Genomic DNA, 15,422 nt, shown 5'->3' with positions numbered 1-15,422 from the left:
TTTTCCCAACAGTCCGCCCACTCTACTTTTGTCTAAATTCATCGCCGCTAAGCTAGACTCCTGCCCCAGCGCTGGTGCACCTGACTTGGCGGCCTAGAAATCCAATCAAGAACTTAGGACTGCCCAGCCCCTGAATCTTTACAAATTATGAACGACAAAGAAATTGTTTCTGAATTCATGCAAGTCAAACAAGAAAATGATGTAATTCATATCCTTGTTCGCGGCATATCCTGGCCACAGCCTCATGAACCCGTATCTAGTTGGAAAGTAGCCTCGGTACTCCCACAAACTTCCTCACCTCAGGAAGTAGACTTTAAAGTTCAGGCAATTCTGGAAAACAAGCAATATTTTCAAATTTGTCAGGGGTGTGAGGAGCGGAATCTCCGTGGTTGGATGCATAATGATGGCATTTGCCAAGGTTGTGCCGAGAAGAATCATGGCGTTGTCTACTAAACGCAAGCTTTACGGAGGCTTAGTGCTATGACAATCTCTTTAGATTTACCACTAGAGCTAGAGAATGAGCTTTCTGCTGAGGCTTCCCAGCTTCAATTGCCTCTGTCAGAGTATATTCTTCGTGTTCTCTCTTTTCGTCCTTTTCTGCAAAATCCTCCTAAAACAGGGCTAGATCTCGTTGCCTATTGGGAAAGCGTTGGGGTGATCAACTCTCGACCCGATATTGCTAACAGCCAGGAACACGCCCGCCGGTTGCGCGACCAAGCTGAACACCGTGAGCGGGCTTAGGTAGCGCATGTACCTTGTCGATACCGATGTCATGATCGACATTCAGCGGGGTTATGGGCCAGCGCTGGCTTGGTTTGCCTCTCTCCCAGAACTGCCGAGCGTTCCTGGCTTTGTGGTGATGGAGTTAATCCAGGACGCTCAGAACCAGCAGCAGGTGCGTAAAGCCCTACAGCTTGTAGCACCGTTAGCCATTGTTTGGCCGACTGAAACCGACTGTGCTCGTGCCTTATCTGACTTTACGGCCTATCATCTATCGCACAAGGTTGGTCTGATTGATGCTTTGATTTCAGCTTGTGCTGTTGGGCGCAACGCAACTCTCTGCACTTTCAATGTGAAGCACTACCAAGTGATCTCAGGATTGAGCATGGAGCAACCCTACAGTCGCTAAGCCGCCTAGCACTGCGTTGGTGCGGACGGAACAGAGGTTATCGGTAGGAGTTCAAGGTTATCTGCCGCCGCACAACTTCACCGTTAACCCGCACAGATTTTTCCTGCCTATGTTGGCCAGTTGGTGGACGGCGGGGCAGAAATAGTCATGTATCTAAGCCTAGAAATTTGCCCATCAGGGCATTGACCTGGTGGGGCTGCTCTTGCTGCACCCAGTGGCTGGACCGGGGAATATAGCGCAGCCTCAGGTCGCTGACGTAGTTCTCCGTGCCGAGGGTGAGTTCTTTGCCCAGGGCGGCGTCCTCTTCGCCCCAAATCATCAGGGTGGGAACGTCTAAAACCCCCCAAGACGATTGGAAGAGACCGTCCTGAGTCAGAGCGCGATAATAATTGACCATAGCGGTCAGCGCACCGGGTTTGGCGGCGGCGGCTTTGTAGGCCCGCAGATCGGCGTCACTAAAGGCGGCTTTATCGATCGCCATACCCCGCAGCATTTGCTCGATCGCCCAGTAGTCCCCGGCTTGCAGCAGTAGCTCAGGCAACAGCGGCAGCTGAAAAGCGCCCACATACCAGCTGCGCAGCATTTGCTGAGGGGTGCGCAACCCCTCGGCGAACTTGGCCGGGTGGGGCATATTTAAGACAACGAGCGACTGGAGTAGGTCGGGGTAGGCGTAGGCAAAGGCCCAGGCGATCGCGCCGCCCCAATCGTGGCCAACCAAAACCAGCTTGTCGTGGCCCAGGGCTGCGATCGCCCCCCGCACATCTTCTACCAAAACCTCTAGCCGGTAAGACTCGACCCCCTCGGGTTTATCGCTGTCGTTGTAGCCCCGCAGATCTAGGGCCACGCAGGTGTAGTGGGTGGCAAAGTAGTCGAGCTGGTAGCGCCAGGCGTACCAAAATTCTGGAAAGCCATGCAAAAACAGCATTAGCGGCCCCTGACCCTGGGTGACGTAGTGCAGACGCAGGCCGTTGGTTTCTAGAAACCCCTGTTGCCGCTCAGCGGTGGTTGTCATTGTGCTTCCAGGTCTTTATTGGGCTGAACCGGACTGCCTCTCTAACTATACTGAGGTGCCTGAAAAGTAAGGGGGGTAATTCTGGCCTGGATCCGGTACTTTCCATTAAGTAATTTTTCATCTGGTCGCAAAATTGCCGGATGAGGGGTCTTACCCCCCGTAGAGGTTATTGATATTGGCGGTAGTAGCGTCTGTGCTGCGCTGGCCCAGCGTTGCCCGCTAACGCCTGGCCTATGACCTCGGGCTTTAGCTTTCGTCACATTTCTTCAACCTGTTTCTGAGATGACCTCACTCGACGATCTGACTCTGTTGCAGTGGTTTGTATCTGGGGATGCCACCCTGGAGGCTAACCAGTCCCTGCGGGTGCAGCCGACGAACCGCGTCCGTCAGCTGTTGGGTCGCCGGGGTAAGTTGCTAGCCACCGCCTACGATGAAGCCTTCCCTCCCCGCATTGAGGTGCGCAGGGGGGCTGAGTACAGCGATATTCTGCATCAGGTGCTGGTTGACCACCAATTTGTTCCCGTAGGACAGGGGATAGATAGCCAGGTACTCTGCTATGCCTACTACCCTATCCCTGAGGGCTATCACCTGGTCTATGACCAGGCCCGCCAGCTGTGGAAGCAGTGGTGGACGCACCCCAGCCATCTCCGCGATCGCCACCTGCAACTCGATCTATTTGTGCTGGCTGAGCACCAGTGGTACTCCATCCGCAGTATTACCCTCAATCGCAGCACCCTCTACGTCGAAACCATGCGCGGTGAGACCGTACACCACGGCGACGACATGATGGTGTGGCTCGAAAAAGACCCAGTCGAGACAGAGGAAGCTACCCAGTTTTGGACACCACCGCCCAAGGCTGCCCCACAGCCCGTTGCCCCACAGCCCGTTGCCCCACAGCCCGTTGCCCCGCAGCCCGTTGCCTCGCCACCTGCTGCGCCCCCCAAACCTGTAGAGCGGCGAGTACCGCCAACCGCTACCGCAACAGTCGTAGATCCGAGTCTTGCCCCGCTGGTATACGCCCTTGATGACAAAATCTATGTGCAGACCACGGCAGGGTTGGTGATCATCGAAGGCCAAAACCTCAGGGCCCACAGCGCTACCTCCCAGCCAGTAACTGTCGGTGTCCGTGGAGCGTTTAGGTAAACAGTCTGGGCGGTAGGAGCCACAGTAGGGTACCGCGACCATAGTCAGGCTGATGCCAGGCAGACACCTCAAACTCTAAACACACCATGGCGGCGGTGGGCATGCGCACGGTGCCGCCCCCCATGAAGTAGCTCACCGCATCAGACCAAGTGGGTTCATGGCCGACCAGCATGAGCGATTGATGGTGGGCAGGTACCTGATGAATAACCTGTAAAACCTGCTCAATCGCGGCTTCGTAGAGATCGTCGTTGACTTCTACGAGGCAGTTCCAATCGCCGGCTTTGCGAGCCAAATCGAGAGTGGTACGCGCCCGCACAGCGGAGGAGGTAATGGCCAAATCGGGTACTTTATTCGCGCCCGCTAGGAGCTTGCCCATGGTTTTGGCTGCCGCGATGCCCCTCTCAGTTACTGGGCGATCGCGATCGCGACTGTAGTCGGTGCTCCAGCTCGATTTGCCGTGGCGAAAGAAAATAAGCTGCTTAGTCATTGGCAACGAAATGGTCTAAGTCCTGACACTGCAAGGGCTTCCTAACTCTGCCACCTTAGAAGATTAGTCAACGGGAATCAATGAATAAAGTTGCAAGTTTGTAACAGCCTGAGAGGCATTGCCCCAGGAAATTACAGCATTTGTTAACGGCACAGGCGCAAAATTAAGGAGAGAATAAGCAAGAGCTGACTAGCCAAACCCTAAAAACTATCAGTAAACTAGGATACGGAATCTAAAGATTCTTGTCTGGCCTATTTGACTTTTCGCCTCGCTTGGCGTTTCGTCTCATGCAGCTCCTTCGTCGTTACTGGGTTTAGGTATGATTCAGTCCCTCCGCTATTCCATTGATATCATCCGTGACGAAGCCCGACAGCTGGTTCAAAAGGGTGTAGTTAGCCGTCAACAGCCTATTTATACCCTGTGCCGCCATATTCCTGCTCGCGAGTGGGCTATGGTTGAGACCGAGCTAGAATCTTCGGGTTTCTTACTGCGCGATCGCATGGGCGACCTCATGGGTCGCGAAGACTGGGAAAACGACTAGGTTTCCTGAACGTTGCCTCTTGATCGGGGCTATTCATCAGCCAAATAAACTGAGCTGGGTTGAGGCGTCATTTTCCTCAGCCCTTTGTTTTGCGACCACATCCCACAGCAGCTCGGGCAGCGCGACCCCAGCCCGCCGGAGCTGGTGGTAGACCGCACGGGCCACCGCTGGCGATTTGATCTCCTGGGGACAGTGGGCGAAAAAATACACGTCGGTACCGGCCTCTAGCCACTGGTGCAGCCGGGGCACCCATTCGTCAAAGTAGGGCTGGTTGTAGGCCAGGTCGGGGTGACTAATGTAGCGAACAATTGTGAAGGCTGCCGTTACCTCGGGCTGGAGCGGTACCTCTGGTTTCTTGCGTTCCGAACCAATCTGCGGGTCGTCGTTGGGGGTATCGATGCAGTCGTAGATGGGGCGCGTATCGAGCAGCACCCGACCCACCCCGAGGCTGGTGAGCATCTGGTTGAGGCGGGTGGCGTGGGGCTCGGCAAACCAGTCTATATGGCGCACTTCTACCGCGATGGGATGCTGGTGTCGGGGCCAGCGGGCGAGAAATTCTCTCAGGTCGGGCAGGTTTTCGGGACGATAGGTAGGCGGCAGCTGAATGAATAGCGGGCCCAGCCGATCGCCTAAAGGCCTCAGGGTGCCTAGAAACCGGTGAGCCTCTTCCCCAAAGGGCATCAGCTTGCCCTGGTGGGAAAAAGCGCGGGGGAGCTTGGGGCAAAACCGAAACCCGGTTGGCATGGTAGCCGCCCAGCGATCGATGGTTTTAGCATCGGGCATGGAGTAGAAAGTGGTGTTGCCTTCGACGGCGGTCATGCGATCGCCGTACAGCCGCAAAAAATCCCCCGCCTTGCTGCCCCTGGGGTAAAAATCGCCCACCCAGTCTTTAAACGCCCACACGGCGCACCCGGTAAAATAAGCCCCTGCCATGGTGATTTTCTAGCCCCAACTTGCCCTACTCCCCAATTCTGACGTAATACCAACCGTCCTTCACGGGCCGCTGCTCTAGCAACTCGTAACTCGGTTTGGGGTTTTGTGAGTGCATCCGGGAACTCTTCAGACCGGACGTGGAACCCGAACAGTTGCTGGTTGATATTAGACATAGTTAAAGACCGAAGACCTGCTCGTTTTAGCCTAGTACTCGAAGGCTGAAATATGTCCACCGTTCTGGATCGCTTGGCTCCCTAGCTCCCTAGCCCTAGGGAATAGTATCTAAACTTGCGCCGTGGAGTACTAGGCACCTAGTCTTTAACTACGTTAGTTTGCGGTGTCGAGCCTAGACCTGCTTTGGAGATGGCTCCAAAGGTTCTAGCGGTCGGGTGTCGACTGCGGTTTCTAAAAAGGTGGCATAGAACCAGCCAGCCGCAACAGCTCCTGCGATCGGGGCTAGCCAAAACAACCACAGCTGGGCCAAAATTTCCCCGTTCCCACAAAATAGGGCTACGCCAGTGCTTCTAGCCGGATTCACAGAAGTATTGGTTACAGGGATGCTAATCAAGTGGATCAGGGTCAGCCCCATGCCAATGCTGGCAGGGCCAAATCCGCCTGGAGCCAGGCGATCGGTAGATCCCATGATGATGATCAGAAACATAAAGGTCATGATCACCTCGGTAACCAACGCAGCCAGCAGACCATAGCCACCCGGCGAATGGGCTCCATAGCCGTTAGTGGCTAAGGGCGTAGGGCCGGTGAGATCGAGGGCACCATTGCCGCTAGCAATGATTAACAAGACTCCACCAGCAATGGCTGCGCCTAGGACCTGCGCCACTATGTAAGGCAGCAGATCCGAGCCGCTGAAGCGTTTCCCGGCCAGTAAACCAAAGGAAACAGCAGGGTTAAAGTGACCGCCCGAAATATGACCCACCGCATAAGCCATGGTCATTACGGTCAGGCCAAAGGCTAGGGAAACACCTAAAAATCCAAGTCCGAGGGGGTTGCCTTCGCCACCAAAGTTAGCCGCCAACACGGCGCTGCCGCAGCCGCCCAAAACCAACCAAAAAGTACCAAACAACTCAGCAATGTATTTTTTCATTCTTTTTCACGCCATAGTAGGTGCTGGACCCATCTTGCTCGTCAGGGTAAGCTCTTACAGCCATATCCGCACGATTGGGCCCACTCTGGGGACAACCATCGCCTCCCCACAAGCCAGCGCTATTGTACAGAAAACCAATACACCTCACTGATTGTTTGTCGCAAACGTTAAAAGAGTATCCTTTACGGTGAAATAGCCCTATGGCCAATGGTGACAGTCTATATCTAGGCGGTTATGAATCTAGGCGGTTATGACCCGATACATCTTCAAACGCATTCTCAGCGGTATTTTCACCATTTGGGTGACGACCGTAGCGGTGACGCTGCTGATTCACTTGGTGCCCGGTGACCCGGTGCAGATCATGTTTGCCCAGTCTCAATCCACCACGCCGGAGCAGATCGAGCAGATTCGATCGCAGCTGGGCCTCGATCGCCCCATTTATGAGCAGTACTTCATGTACATGGGCAAGGTGGATGTGCTGTTTTCCTTTACCGAGACGCTGATTGCCCTGGCGGCGGTGGCGGTGCTCGGCCCCAGCCTCACAAATGCGATGATCGCGGTGGTATTAGCTCAATTCCCTTCTACGCCCGCATTACCTACGGGGCGGTGCTGGTGGAAAAAAACAAAGAATACTTCAAGGCCGCCCAGGCCGTGGGGGCCAGACATTTTCGGCTGCTGTTTCGCCACATAATGCCGCCATGAACCAAAACCTGACTTCAAAGAGGCGGGTGGTGGCCCCTATGTCGCCTGTCATCTGGTGCATTAACTACCAACCCAGCACCACACCCCAAAAGCCGTCTTCAAACACGCCTTCATTGACGTCGATGTGCACCTTCTTGGCCCAGGTAAACACGTCAAAACTCACTTGCCCGCTGTCGTGGCGGCCAAAGCGGCCCTTTTGAATGTCAATGTTGCCCACCAGGGTGACCCAGTGGTTGGGCGTAGTCACCCTGGGCGGATGTTTGCTGAGGAGAGAATTAGCTGTAATCAGGCCAAAGGCCACGCCCCCCTGGTCGATAATCTGCTGGGCCTTGCGCAGGGCGGTCAAATCGCGCAGCACATAGGTGTGCATATAGTCGGCGTGGTCGTAGCCCAAAATTTCGCGCACCCAGCCCAGCATTTCCCACGATTTGGTCATGCCCGCCAGGTTGCGAATGATCTCGGGCGCATTGGGCTCCACCGGAAAAATCAGGTTCTCAGATTCGCGCAGGGTGGCGAGCACCATCCAGTCGGTCGGCCCCATGTGGGGAATATTTTTGCTGGCCTGCCGCAGCGCTTCTGAGGCTTGAATAGATCTACCCGTGGCCTGAAACCCGCCGGTTTCGTAGAGACTGCGGCACAGGTCTACATAGCGCAGCGGCCATTTGCGAATCAGCTCAAACAGCACCGAGGCTGGTCCACAAAAGGGCTGTGGTCCCTGGTTAACGGAGTAGGGGTGGCGCAGGCGCGATCGCATTTCCCGCACCATGTCGGCTTTATTTAAGTGGGGCCAAACCCCAGGCTGTTCTGATTGGGCAAAGGCCGTCAATGCCGTCTGGGCATCGCCGAAAGTAGATACATTAGAAGAGGAAGCCGTCATAGCAGTGCTATACCTGCGTGGGGATCGGTATTGAGTTTTCTACAATGGTGGCAGGGCCTATTCCTGAATTTTGACACTGACACCTATGGCTGATACGACAGAACTGGCGACCTTTGGAGCCGGGTGCTTTTGGGGAGTAGAAGCCGCCTTTCGCCAGCTCGACGGCGTGGTCGATACCTCCGTGGGCTATATGGGAGGCCATTTTGAGCACCCCTGCTACCTGGATGTGCTATCGCGGATCACGGGCCATGCCGAGGTCTGCCAGGTGCAGTTTAACCCCCATGCAATTTCCTACGACGCCCTGCTTAATACCTTTTGGCATATTCACGACCCCACCACTCTTAACCGCCAGGGGGCCGACCGGGGTGAGCAGTATCGCTCGGTGATTTTTCACCACACCCCCGAGCAGGCTCAGACTGCCCGCCAATCGAAAAACCAGCTGCAGGCTTCGGGGCACTACGCCAACCCTATCGTTACCTTGATTGAACCGGCTAGTGCCTACTGGCTCGCCTCGGAGGAGCACCAGCGCTACTTTGGCTAGGCAGAATTTAGAGCGACGCCGTCACCGGATCGCGCTGGGGATGGATCGCCTTTTCTCCCTGCAACGCCGTGTATAGGCGGTTGAGGGCATGTAGGTAGGCGTGGGCCGAGGCTACCACAATGTCGGTATTGGCAGCGTGGCCCGAAAACACTCGGTCTTCGTGGCGAACGCGAATGGTGACTTCGCCCAGAGCATCAATGCCCTCAGTCACCGACTGCACCGAAAACTCGATCAGCTGGTTGGGGATATCCACCACTCGGTTAATCGCCTTGTAGACCGCATCCACCGGGCCGGTACCGATCGCCGCGTCCATCAGCTCCTGGCCATCGGGAGTGCGCAGCGTGACGGTGGCGGTGGGCTTAGCGCTGTCGCCGCAGGAAACCTGCACCAGATCGAGGTGGAAGTGCTCGGGAGCCTGCTGGGTTTCATCGTTGACGATCGATTCGATATCCCAGTCGGTGATTTCTTTTTTCTTGTCGGCCAGCTCTTTAAACCGCAAAAAGGCACGATTGAGGGCCTGGTCGTCGAGTTCATAACCCAGCTCTCGTAGGCGGGTGCCAAAGGCGTTGCGGCCCGAGTGCTTGCCCAGCACGATTTGGTTGTCGGTGAGACCAATGGAGGTGGCATCCATGATCTCGTAGGTGAGCTTGTTTTTAAGCACCCCATCCTGGTGAATGCCCGACTCGTGGGCAAAGGCGTTGGCCCCCACGATCGCCTTGTTGGGCTGCACAAACATGCCGGTTAGGTTTGAGACCAGGCGCGAGGTTTTGTAGATCTGGCGGGTGTCGATGTTGGTCAGGGGTGCTTCTGACTCGGCAGGGCGACCGAGGAAGGGATTGTAGAAGGCGCGGCGCACGTGCATGGCCATCACCAGTTCTTCGAGGGCGGCGTTACCGGCCCGCTCGCCGATGCCGTTAATGGTGCATTCGAGCTGGCGCGCCCCATTTTTTACCGCTTCGAGAAAGTTGGCCACCGCCAGGCCCAGGTCGTTGTGGCCGTGGACAGAGATCACCGCCTGGTCAATGTTGGGCACGTTTTCTCTGATGCCGCGAATCAGCCCGCCAAACTCGGTCGGCGTCAGGTAGCCGACGGTGTCGGGAATATTGACGGTGGTGGCTCCAGCGGCGATCGCCCCCTCCAGCACCTGGTAGAGAAACTCAGGGTCAGAGCGGCCCGCATCCTCGGGCGAAAATTCTACATCGTCGGTAAAGGTCTTGGCGTAGGCCACCATCTCCGGCGCGATCGCCAGCACCTCATCGCGACTCTTGCGCAGCTTGTACTGCATATGAATGTCAGAGGTGGCAATAAAGGTGTGAATGCGTCCCTTGACGGCGGGCCTGATCGCCTCTCCCGCTCGCTCGACGTCGCCCTTCGTAGCCCGGGCAAGGCCACAGATGGTGGGGCCATCAGCAGTACCCACCTCCCGGGCAATTTTCTGCACTGCCTCAAAATCCCCAGGGCTGGCAAAGGGGAAGCCCGCTTCGATAATATCAACGCCCAGCCGCGCCAGCTGCCGCGCGATTACTAGCTTCTCTTCGACATTGAGGGTAGCCCCCGGCGACTGTTCGCCGTCCCGCAGGGTGGTATCGAAAATAAGAATGCGATCGGGGCTGGGCGGGTTGCTCATGGTAACTCCCACAGAGTAGGTAACGAAGACGCTAAATCGAAGCTAGGACAGTAGCCAAGAGTCTCCAGGGGTAAGCCTCTGGCCAACTCAATCAGGCCACACAAATGTATCGATTCTAACTATCTTACTGGCACAAAGTCGGATTCGCTACGACTTAGCCTCACATATTTTAAGCGATCGCTGACACAGCCACCGTCGGCTTGGTGAGGTAGACCTACAGTTGTATCCAGACCAGTCTCTCAATGCCAGTACTCTGTGTGCCAACTGTCCGCCATCATCAAACTTGCCAGATTTTCTATATCAAACCGCAAAAGCGGCCCCGTTATCTGGGGCCGCTTTTGACCGGCTTAGGTCAGCCAGCGCCTATCTTGTTGAGAGAACACCAACCCTTAGTAGGGCCACTTCCAGTTCACGATATCGTCGTGGTCTTTGCCCTCAGCGTGAGCATAGGTGAGGCATTCGATGATCTTATTCTTCATCTTTTCCTTGACGTGGGCCGCCGCTGAGCCCAGTTTAGGCACCCGGTTAATGACATCAATCACCAGGCTAAAGCGATCGATCTCGTTATTGATCGCCAACTCCAGCGGTGTGTTGATGTTGCCCTGCTCTTTGTAGCCCCGCACATGGATACGATTCTGGTTCGAGCGGCGATAGACCAGCTTGTGAATTAGCCAGGGATAGCCGTGGAAGTTAAAGATCACCGGCTTATCGGGGGTAAACAGCGAGTCAAAATCGCGATCGCTGAGCCCGTGGGGGTGCTCCCCCTGGGAAATCAGGGTGAACAGATCGACCACATTGACAAACCGCACCTTCAGGTAGGGAAACTCCTCCCGCAAGATCGCCGTAGCCGCCAGAGATTCCTTGGTGACGATATCACCACAGCAGGCCATCACCACGTCCGGGATATCGGGCTCGGTGCCGCAGTCATCGTTACTGGCCCAGTCCCAGATGCCGATGCCCTTGGTGCAGTGGGTCACCGCCGCATCCATATCTAAATACTGGAGGTGATTTTGCTTATCGGAGATAATCACGTTGATATAGTCGACGCTGCTAAAGCAGTGGTCGGCCACCGACAGCAGGCAGTTGGCATCGGGGGGAAAGTAAACTCGCACCACGTCGGGGCTCTTGTTGGTGACCAGGTCTACATAGCCCGGATCCTGGTGGCTAAAGCCATTGTGGTCTTGCCGCCACACCAGCGACGACAGCAAGATATTTAGCGATGAGACAGATCGCCGCCAGGGCACATGGTTCTTGCAGATATCCAGCCATTTGGCATGCTGGTTAAACATCGAGTCCACCACATGGGCAAAGGCCTCGTAGGTGTGGAAAAGACCGTGGCGGCCCGTCAGCAAGTAGCCCTCTAACCAACCCTGGAGGGTGTGCTCACTCAGCATTTCCATCACCCGGCCATCGCGGGAGAGTTCGCCGCCGTCAAGGTCTTCGGGCAAAAAGTCGGCCATCCAGGCCTTTTTGGTAACTTCGTACACCGGGTGCAGCCGGTTTGAGGCGGTTTCGTCCGGCCCCATGAGGCGAAAGTTAATGGGGTTGTCGCGCATGATGTCGCGCATAAAAATGCCCAGGGCTTTAGTATTCTCAAACTCTACGCTGCCGGGCTGGGGCACATCGATCGCATACTCTCGGAAATCGGGCAGCTTTAGGGCCTTACGCAACATGCCACCGTTGGCGTGCAGGTTAGCGCTCATGCGGCGGTGGCCTACCGGAGCCAACTCCTTTAGTTCAGGAATTAGGCGACCACTTTCGTCAAACAACTCATCGGGGCCGTAGCTTTGCATCCACTCTCCCAGCAGACGCAGGTGTTCGGGGTTGCTGTGCATACCGCCCATAGGCACTTGGTGGGCGCGCCAAAACCCTTCCACTTTGTGGCCATCTACCGCCTTAGGCCCAGTCCAGCCTTTGGGGGTGCGCAGCACAATCATCGGCCAGCGGGGGCGCTCCAGGTTGTCGTTAATGCGGGCATCGCGCTGAATTTCTTTGATCTTGAGTACGCACTCTTCCATCACCGCCGCCATCTTCTGATGCATCTCGGTCGGGTCACTGCCTTCGACGAAGTAGGGGGTGTAGCCGTAGCCGTAGAACAGCGCGTTCAGCTCATCATGGGAGATGCGGGAGAGAATGCTGGGATTGGCAATCTTGTAGCCGTTCAGGTTGAGGATGGGCAGCACCGCGCCGTCGCGGGCTGGGTTGATAAATTTGTTGGAGTGCCAAGAAGTGGCGAGTGGCCCGGTTTCTGCCTCGCCATCGCCCGCCACGCAGGTGACAATCAGATCGGGATTGTCTAATACCGCCCCGTAGGCGTGGGAGATACTATATCCCAGTTCACCGCCTTCGTGGATTGAGCCAGGGGTCTCAGGGGTGACGTGGCTGCCAATGTGGCCGGGGAAAGAAAACTGCTTGAAGAAGCGGCGCATGCCGTCTTCATCCATGCTCTTATCGGGATAAATCTCGGAGTAGGTACCTTCTAGATAGACCGGGCCAAGAACACCAGGCGCGCCGTGGCCAGGGCCAGCGACAAAAATCATATCCAGGTCGTACTTTTTGATCAGCCGATTGCAGTGAATATAGGTAAAGCTAAGCGCAGGCGATGCGCCCCAGTGTCCTAACAGGCGATGCTTGACGTGTTCTGGCTTGAGCGGTTCTTTCAGCAGAGGGTTACTGCGCAGATAAATCATGCCCACCGCGAGGTAGTTGCAGGCCCGCCAGTAGGCATGCATCTTACGCAGTTCTTCGTCGCTCAAGGGCTTAGTTGATGGGGAGGTGGCTACTACCATGGGGTTAACTCCATCTGGTAAGGGCTTTCTACTGTCCGTAATGGATCCAGTCGTATCAATTGCTGAGGATCGAGGCAGCAATGCAAAAGTGCTGATCGACAGTAGCTTGACTAAATCAAGCTCAGATCATGACAACAGCGATGAGAACAATGCCACATCTGCTTCCCTAGGTATTACCGCAGAATTTATACAGGTAGGTTCAACTTAAGGGGAAATGCAGAACTAGACTGATATCCGCACCAATTCTGAGGCTATCCCCTGCCATACAAGCCGGTTGGGCCTGCCAAAAGTGTAAACTGCGCTACGGTTTGGCCTAAATATGGAGGTAGTACATCAAGGTCTGCACAACATCGGGAGCCAGCCCCAGACGACGCTGTAGGTCGGCTAAATCTCGGTAGGGGCCGCGCTGCGATCGCTCCTGCACAATTGCCTCAGCCAGTGCTGGCGACATCCCCGGTACCCCACAGAGCTGCTGGGTAGTGGCCTGGTTAAGGCTAATGGTTGGCAAGGTATCGCCCTGCCCGTCGTAATAGCAAAACGACAGCACCGCGCCCAAGGGCGCTATCTGGGTCGGTGCAATGCTTAGAGCCGCCGCCAAATCTTCCAGGCAATGAAACTGAACGCCTGTTTGACGCAAGCGTACCAACCTCTGTGCCTGACGAATCGATAGCCCCGGTAGCCGTAGCCAGTCATCTACCGTGGCCCGGTTTACATCTATAGAGAAGCCCAGCCCAGCTGCTTGATAGACCTCTCGGTAAGACCGCAGTCGATAGCCCGGCTCTTGACTCAGTCGATTGGCCAAGGGATGAAGCTGGCCTCTTAGAGCTTGCCAACGCTTTAACACGGTCAACTCCGCCTAAACAATTCAACAAAAAAGCCGTTTGCGGTGTACCACCTAAAATCATGCGCTATGTAATTTAGTCTCGTCATGATTTCGTCCAGGAGACCAGCCGCCACACTAAAATTCTTGGGGTTTTGCCTCAGAGCTAGCTCACCTGCTCTAATAGCTGGCGGCGCTTTTGCTCAAACTCTAGTTCTGAAATTAGCCCTTCTTGTCGCAGGGCGTCTAGCTCCCTTAACGCGACGCCTAAGGCATTGATCTGAGTAGGGTCAGCACTGACTTTTTCAGCACTATTGGCTAGCGCAAAGGCATCGGAGGGCCGGGTCATCCAAAAGAAGCCCTCAATGGCACAGGCAACTCGAGGAATCGGCGTCCAGCTGAGCAGCAAGTAGATTGTGCCCCAGCCAGGTTGCCCCAGATAAAACTTATGGAATCCTGACACTGGAGCTACCACCCCAAGCCAAGCCAAGCCAACAGCTGTCCAACGGTTACGTTGTGCCATCTCCTCTGCCTCCCAGTGCCTACATAACCCGTAGAATTAAAACTCGGTATCATAGCTATGAAATCAGTATAAGACCGCCATAAAGAATCAACATAGGCATAAAGACTTGGCTATGCCGTCGGCGCTAAATCGGCAAGAATACTAGATACACTACCTAACCCTGCTCTGAATGTCCCACGACGCCTTCTCCTCCGAATGGCTTAAGCGCTTTACTGACCCCTACGCACTGTTAGGAGTTTCTGTAGCCGTAGATGGACGCCGCCTACTCAAGCGGTATCGAACGGTGGCTAAACAGCTTCACCCCGATGCCTTAGTCGATAAATCTTCAGAGCAGCGACAGTTTGCCGATCAAATCCTGCCTAAGCTGGTTAACCCCGCTTATCAGCGTCTCAAGCAAGACAAAGGTCGTAATGAGGTGTTGGCTACCCTGCGCTTTAAAGTGCGTCGTCTCAGCCGCGAACAAAAGCTTCAGCCCACTGGTGAAAAGGGCAAGCAGCTGCTAAATGTACCCGAACCCGAAATCGACATTTTCTATGAGCACGCCGTAGAGCAACTGTGCGATCGCCAATATGCCTCCCTGGCCGACTTTGAAGCAAATACCCGACAGCTCAGCGAGCTCAATTTGGTGTACCTGCGCCGCAAAATGGGTGCTCCGGTAATCCGCGAAAAGCGTACTGGACTGGTAGCATCTGCAACGGTCGCTAAATCTCCTGCTTCATTAGCCGATCCACCCTCCGACGGGAAATCATCGTCAGGGCTAGCCTACGCCGAGCGCTATATTGGTCGTGCTCAGGAATACCTAAAGGCCAAAAATACTGAGGCTGCTATTCCAGAACTGAAAGATGCCCTAAGAATTGACCCTCAAAACAGCGCCTATCACTGCTTGATTGCTCAAGCCTACCTGTTGCATAAGCTGCCGGGCATGGCCAAAGTCCATTTTAAGCAAGCCCTAAAGCTAAACCCAGAGAATGTAGTGGCCCTCAAATATGCCAAACAACTCAATATCACCGTTACAGAGGCGCCTCGTCCTACTGGCAAAGCGGCATCCACAGCGGCTAAGGGCGATAGGCGATCGCTATTTGGCAACCTGTTCTCTAAGGGGCCAACGCGCTAGTTAGCTACAAAGCCTACAGCACCGCCGGGCGGCACAATGTAATAAGGATGTAATAAAATCGCAGCACCGATGCTAATCAGCC

18 protein-coding genes and 1 pseudogene are annotated in these 15,422 nt (G+C 55.3%); 10 read left to right on the top strand and 9 right to left on the bottom strand.

The genetic code is table 11. The features are described from left to right. The first annotated feature begins 147 nt into the window (after positions 1-147). From IQ254_RS07335 to IQ254_RS07325, 3 genes are read left to right on the top strand one after another with little or no spacing between them, the layout of a single operon-like run. Positions 148-453, top strand: a complete 306-nt coding sequence (locus IQ254_RS07335; RefSeq protein ID WP_193965515.1) for a hypothetical protein — start codon at positions 148-150, stop codon at positions 451-453. A gap of 27 nt (positions 454-480) precedes the next feature. Then, positions 481-741: a hypothetical protein gene (locus tag IQ254_RS07330; RefSeq protein WP_193965514.1), complete on the top strand. Its 261-nt coding sequence runs from the start codon at positions 481-483 to the stop codon at positions 739-741. Positions 742-748: 7 nt separating this feature from the next. After that, on the top strand, positions 749-1,129 hold the full coding sequence (locus IQ254_RS07325) for a PIN domain-containing protein (protein ID WP_193965513.1): 381 nt from the start codon (positions 749-751) through the stop codon (positions 1,127-1,129). A gap of 145 nt (positions 1,130-1,274) precedes the next feature. Here the strand turns inward: IQ254_RS07325 and IQ254_RS07320 are convergent, their stop codons facing one another. Then, entirely contained in the window at positions 1,275-2,141 is an 867-nt protein-coding gene (locus IQ254_RS07320; protein WP_193965512.1) for an alpha/beta fold hydrolase, read from the bottom strand. 282 nt (positions 2,142-2,423) lie between these two features. On the opposite strand from IQ254_RS07320, the gene IQ254_RS07315 reads away from it, so the two are divergent. Further along, positions 2,424-3,284 (top strand): hypothetical protein, encoded by an 861-nt coding sequence (locus IQ254_RS07315; RefSeq protein WP_193965511.1) that lies wholly within the window; start codon positions 2,424-2,426, stop codon positions 3,282-3,284. Here IQ254_RS07315 and IQ254_RS07310 read toward each other — a convergent pair. Further along, entirely contained in the window at positions 3,277-3,771 is a 495-nt protein-coding gene (locus IQ254_RS07310; RefSeq protein ID WP_193965510.1) for a histidine phosphatase family protein, read from the bottom strand. The genes IQ254_RS07315 and IQ254_RS07310 overlap by 8 nt on opposite strands. Positions 3,772-4,090: 319 nt before the next feature. Here IQ254_RS07310 and IQ254_RS07305 point away from each other — a divergent pair, with 319 nt between their 5' ends. After that, positions 4,091-4,312: a DUF4327 family protein gene (locus tag IQ254_RS07305; protein WP_193965509.1), complete on the top strand. Its 222-nt coding sequence runs from the start codon at positions 4,091-4,093 to the stop codon at positions 4,310-4,312. Between the two features lie 36 nt (positions 4,313-4,348). On the opposite strand, the gene IQ254_RS07300 is transcribed toward IQ254_RS07305, so the two are convergent. Both IQ254_RS07300 and aqpZ read right to left on the bottom strand, forming a co-directional pair. Then, complete coding sequence (locus tag IQ254_RS07300) at positions 4,349-5,245, bottom strand: DUF72 domain-containing protein (RefSeq protein WP_193965508.1); 897 nt, start codon at positions 5,243-5,245, stop codon at positions 4,349-4,351. A 346-nt stretch (positions 5,246-5,591) separates the two neighbouring features. Then, positions 5,592-6,347 (bottom strand): aquaporin Z, encoded by a 756-nt coding sequence (gene aqpZ / locus IQ254_RS07295; RefSeq protein WP_193965507.1) that lies wholly within the window; start codon positions 6,345-6,347, stop codon positions 5,592-5,594. 250 nt (positions 6,348-6,597) lie between these two features. On the opposite strand from aqpZ, the pseudogene IQ254_RS33490 reads away from it, so the two are divergent. Further along, positions 6,598-6,879, top strand: a pseudogene (locus IQ254_RS33490) (hypothetical protein); the annotation flags it as partial. A 74-nt stretch (positions 6,880-6,953) separates the two neighbouring features. Continuing rightward, positions 6,954-7,049, top strand: coding sequence for a hypothetical protein (locus tag IQ254_RS33485; RefSeq protein WP_369011294.1), 96 nt, complete (start codon positions 6,954-6,956; stop codon positions 7,047-7,049). Between the two features lie 64 nt (positions 7,050-7,113). Here the strand turns inward: IQ254_RS33485 and IQ254_RS07280 are convergent, their stop codons facing one another. Then, a complete protein-coding gene (locus IQ254_RS07280; protein ID WP_193965506.1) occupies positions 7,114-7,926 on the bottom strand; it encodes a hypothetical protein in 813 nt (270 codons plus the stop codon). A gap of 85 nt (positions 7,927-8,011) precedes the next feature. Here IQ254_RS07280 and msrA point away from each other — a divergent pair, with 85 nt between their 5' ends. Further along, complete coding sequence (msrA, locus tag IQ254_RS07275) at positions 8,012-8,467, top strand: peptide-methionine (S)-S-oxide reductase MsrA (protein WP_193965505.1); 456 nt, start codon at positions 8,012-8,014, stop codon at positions 8,465-8,467. Positions 8,468-8,474: 7 nt separating this feature from the next. On the opposite strand, the gene IQ254_RS07270 is transcribed toward msrA, so the two are convergent. After that, complete coding sequence (locus IQ254_RS07270; protein ID WP_193965504.1) at positions 8,475-10,094, bottom strand: 2-isopropylmalate synthase; 1,620 nt, start codon at positions 10,092-10,094, stop codon at positions 8,475-8,477. Between the two features lie 389 nt (positions 10,095-10,483). Next, entirely contained in the window at positions 10,484-12,883 is a 2,400-nt protein-coding gene (locus tag IQ254_RS07265) for a phosphoketolase (protein ID WP_193965503.1), read from the bottom strand. Between IQ254_RS07265 and IQ254_RS07260 the strand changes: the two genes are divergently transcribed. Further along, positions 12,882-13,091: a hypothetical protein gene (locus tag IQ254_RS07260; RefSeq protein ID WP_193965502.1), complete on the top strand. Its 210-nt coding sequence runs from the start codon at positions 12,882-12,884 to the stop codon at positions 13,089-13,091. The two genes, IQ254_RS07265 and IQ254_RS07260, sit on opposite strands and share 2 nt — an antisense overlap. 105 nt (positions 13,092-13,196) lie before the next feature. Here the strand turns inward: IQ254_RS07260 and IQ254_RS07255 are convergent, their stop codons facing one another. Then, a complete protein-coding gene (locus IQ254_RS07255) occupies positions 13,197-13,727 on the bottom strand; it encodes a ComEA family DNA-binding protein (protein WP_193965501.1) in 531 nt (176 codons plus the stop codon). A 142-nt stretch (positions 13,728-13,869) separates the two neighbouring features. Continuing rightward, entirely contained in the window at positions 13,870-14,226 is a 357-nt protein-coding gene (locus tag IQ254_RS07250) for an NINE protein (RefSeq protein WP_193965500.1), read from the bottom strand. A 169-nt stretch (positions 14,227-14,395) separates the two neighbouring features. On the opposite strand from IQ254_RS07250, the gene IQ254_RS07245 reads away from it, so the two are divergent. Then, entirely contained in the window at positions 14,396-15,340 is a 945-nt protein-coding gene (locus IQ254_RS07245) for a DnaJ domain-containing protein (protein ID WP_193965499.1), read from the top strand. Positions 15,341-15,422 lie beyond the last annotated feature (82 nt).

The sequence above is a fragment of the Nodosilinea sp. LEGE 07088 genome (assembly GCF_015207395.1).
Lineage (GTDB): Bacteria > Cyanobacteriota > Cyanobacteriia > Phormidesmidales > Phormidesmidaceae > Nodosilinea.
Note: the sequence above shows the minus strand (reverse complement) of the source record. Positions and strands in the feature narration are given on the sequence as shown.

What these genes read in the sequence shown, in the direction of transcription:
- IQ254_RS07335 (WP_193965515.1), top strand. Translation starts at nt 148, where the DNA reads ATGAACGACAAAGAAATTGTTTCTGAATTCATGCAAGTCAAACAAGAA.
- IQ254_RS07330 (WP_193965514.1), top strand. Translation starts at nt 481, where the DNA reads ATGACAATCTCTTTAGATTTACCACTAGAGCTAGAGAATGAGCTTTCT.
- IQ254_RS07325 (WP_193965513.1), top strand. Translation starts at nt 749, where the DNA reads ATGTACCTTGTCGATACCGATGTCATGATCGACATTCAGCGGGGTTAT.
- IQ254_RS07320 (WP_193965512.1), bottom strand. Translation starts at nt 2,141, where the DNA reads ATGACAACCACCGCTGAGCGGCAACAGGGGTTTCTAGAAACCAACGGC.
- IQ254_RS07315 (WP_193965511.1), top strand. Translation starts at nt 2,424, where the DNA reads ATGACCTCACTCGACGATCTGACTCTGTTGCAGTGGTTTGTATCTGGG.
- IQ254_RS07310 (WP_193965510.1), bottom strand. Translation starts at nt 3,771, where the DNA reads ATGACTAAGCAGCTTATTTTCTTTCGCCACGGCAAATCGAGCTGGAGC.
- IQ254_RS07305 (WP_193965509.1), top strand. Translation starts at nt 4,091, where the DNA reads ATGATTCAGTCCCTCCGCTATTCCATTGATATCATCCGTGACGAAGCC.
- IQ254_RS07300 (WP_193965508.1), bottom strand. Translation starts at nt 5,245, where the DNA reads ATGGCAGGGGCTTATTTTACCGGGTGCGCCGTGTGGGCGTTTAAAGAC.
- aqpZ (WP_193965507.1), bottom strand. Translation starts at nt 6,347, where the DNA reads ATGAAAAAATACATTGCTGAGTTGTTTGGTACTTTTTGGTTGGTTTTG.
- IQ254_RS07280 (WP_193965506.1), bottom strand. Translation starts at nt 7,926, where the DNA reads ATGACGGCTTCCTCTTCTAATGTATCTACTTTCGGCGATGCCCAGACG.
- msrA (WP_193965505.1), top strand. Translation starts at nt 8,012, where the DNA reads ATGGCTGATACGACAGAACTGGCGACCTTTGGAGCCGGGTGCTTTTGG.
- IQ254_RS07270 (WP_193965504.1), bottom strand. Translation starts at nt 10,094, where the DNA reads ATGAGCAACCCGCCCAGCCCCGATCGCATTCTTATTTTCGATACCACC.
- IQ254_RS07260 (WP_193965502.1), top strand. Translation starts at nt 12,882, where the DNA reads ATGGGGTTAACTCCATCTGGTAAGGGCTTTCTACTGTCCGTAATGGAT.
- IQ254_RS07265 (WP_193965503.1), bottom strand. Translation starts at nt 12,883, where the DNA reads ATGGTAGTAGCCACCTCCCCATCAACTAAGCCCTTGAGCGACGAAGAA.
- IQ254_RS07250 (WP_193965500.1), bottom strand. Translation starts at nt 14,226, where the DNA reads ATGGCACAACGTAACCGTTGGACAGCTGTTGGCTTGGCTTGGCTTGGG.
- IQ254_RS07245 (WP_193965499.1), top strand. Translation starts at nt 14,396, where the DNA reads ATGTCCCACGACGCCTTCTCCTCCGAATGGCTTAAGCGCTTTACTGAC.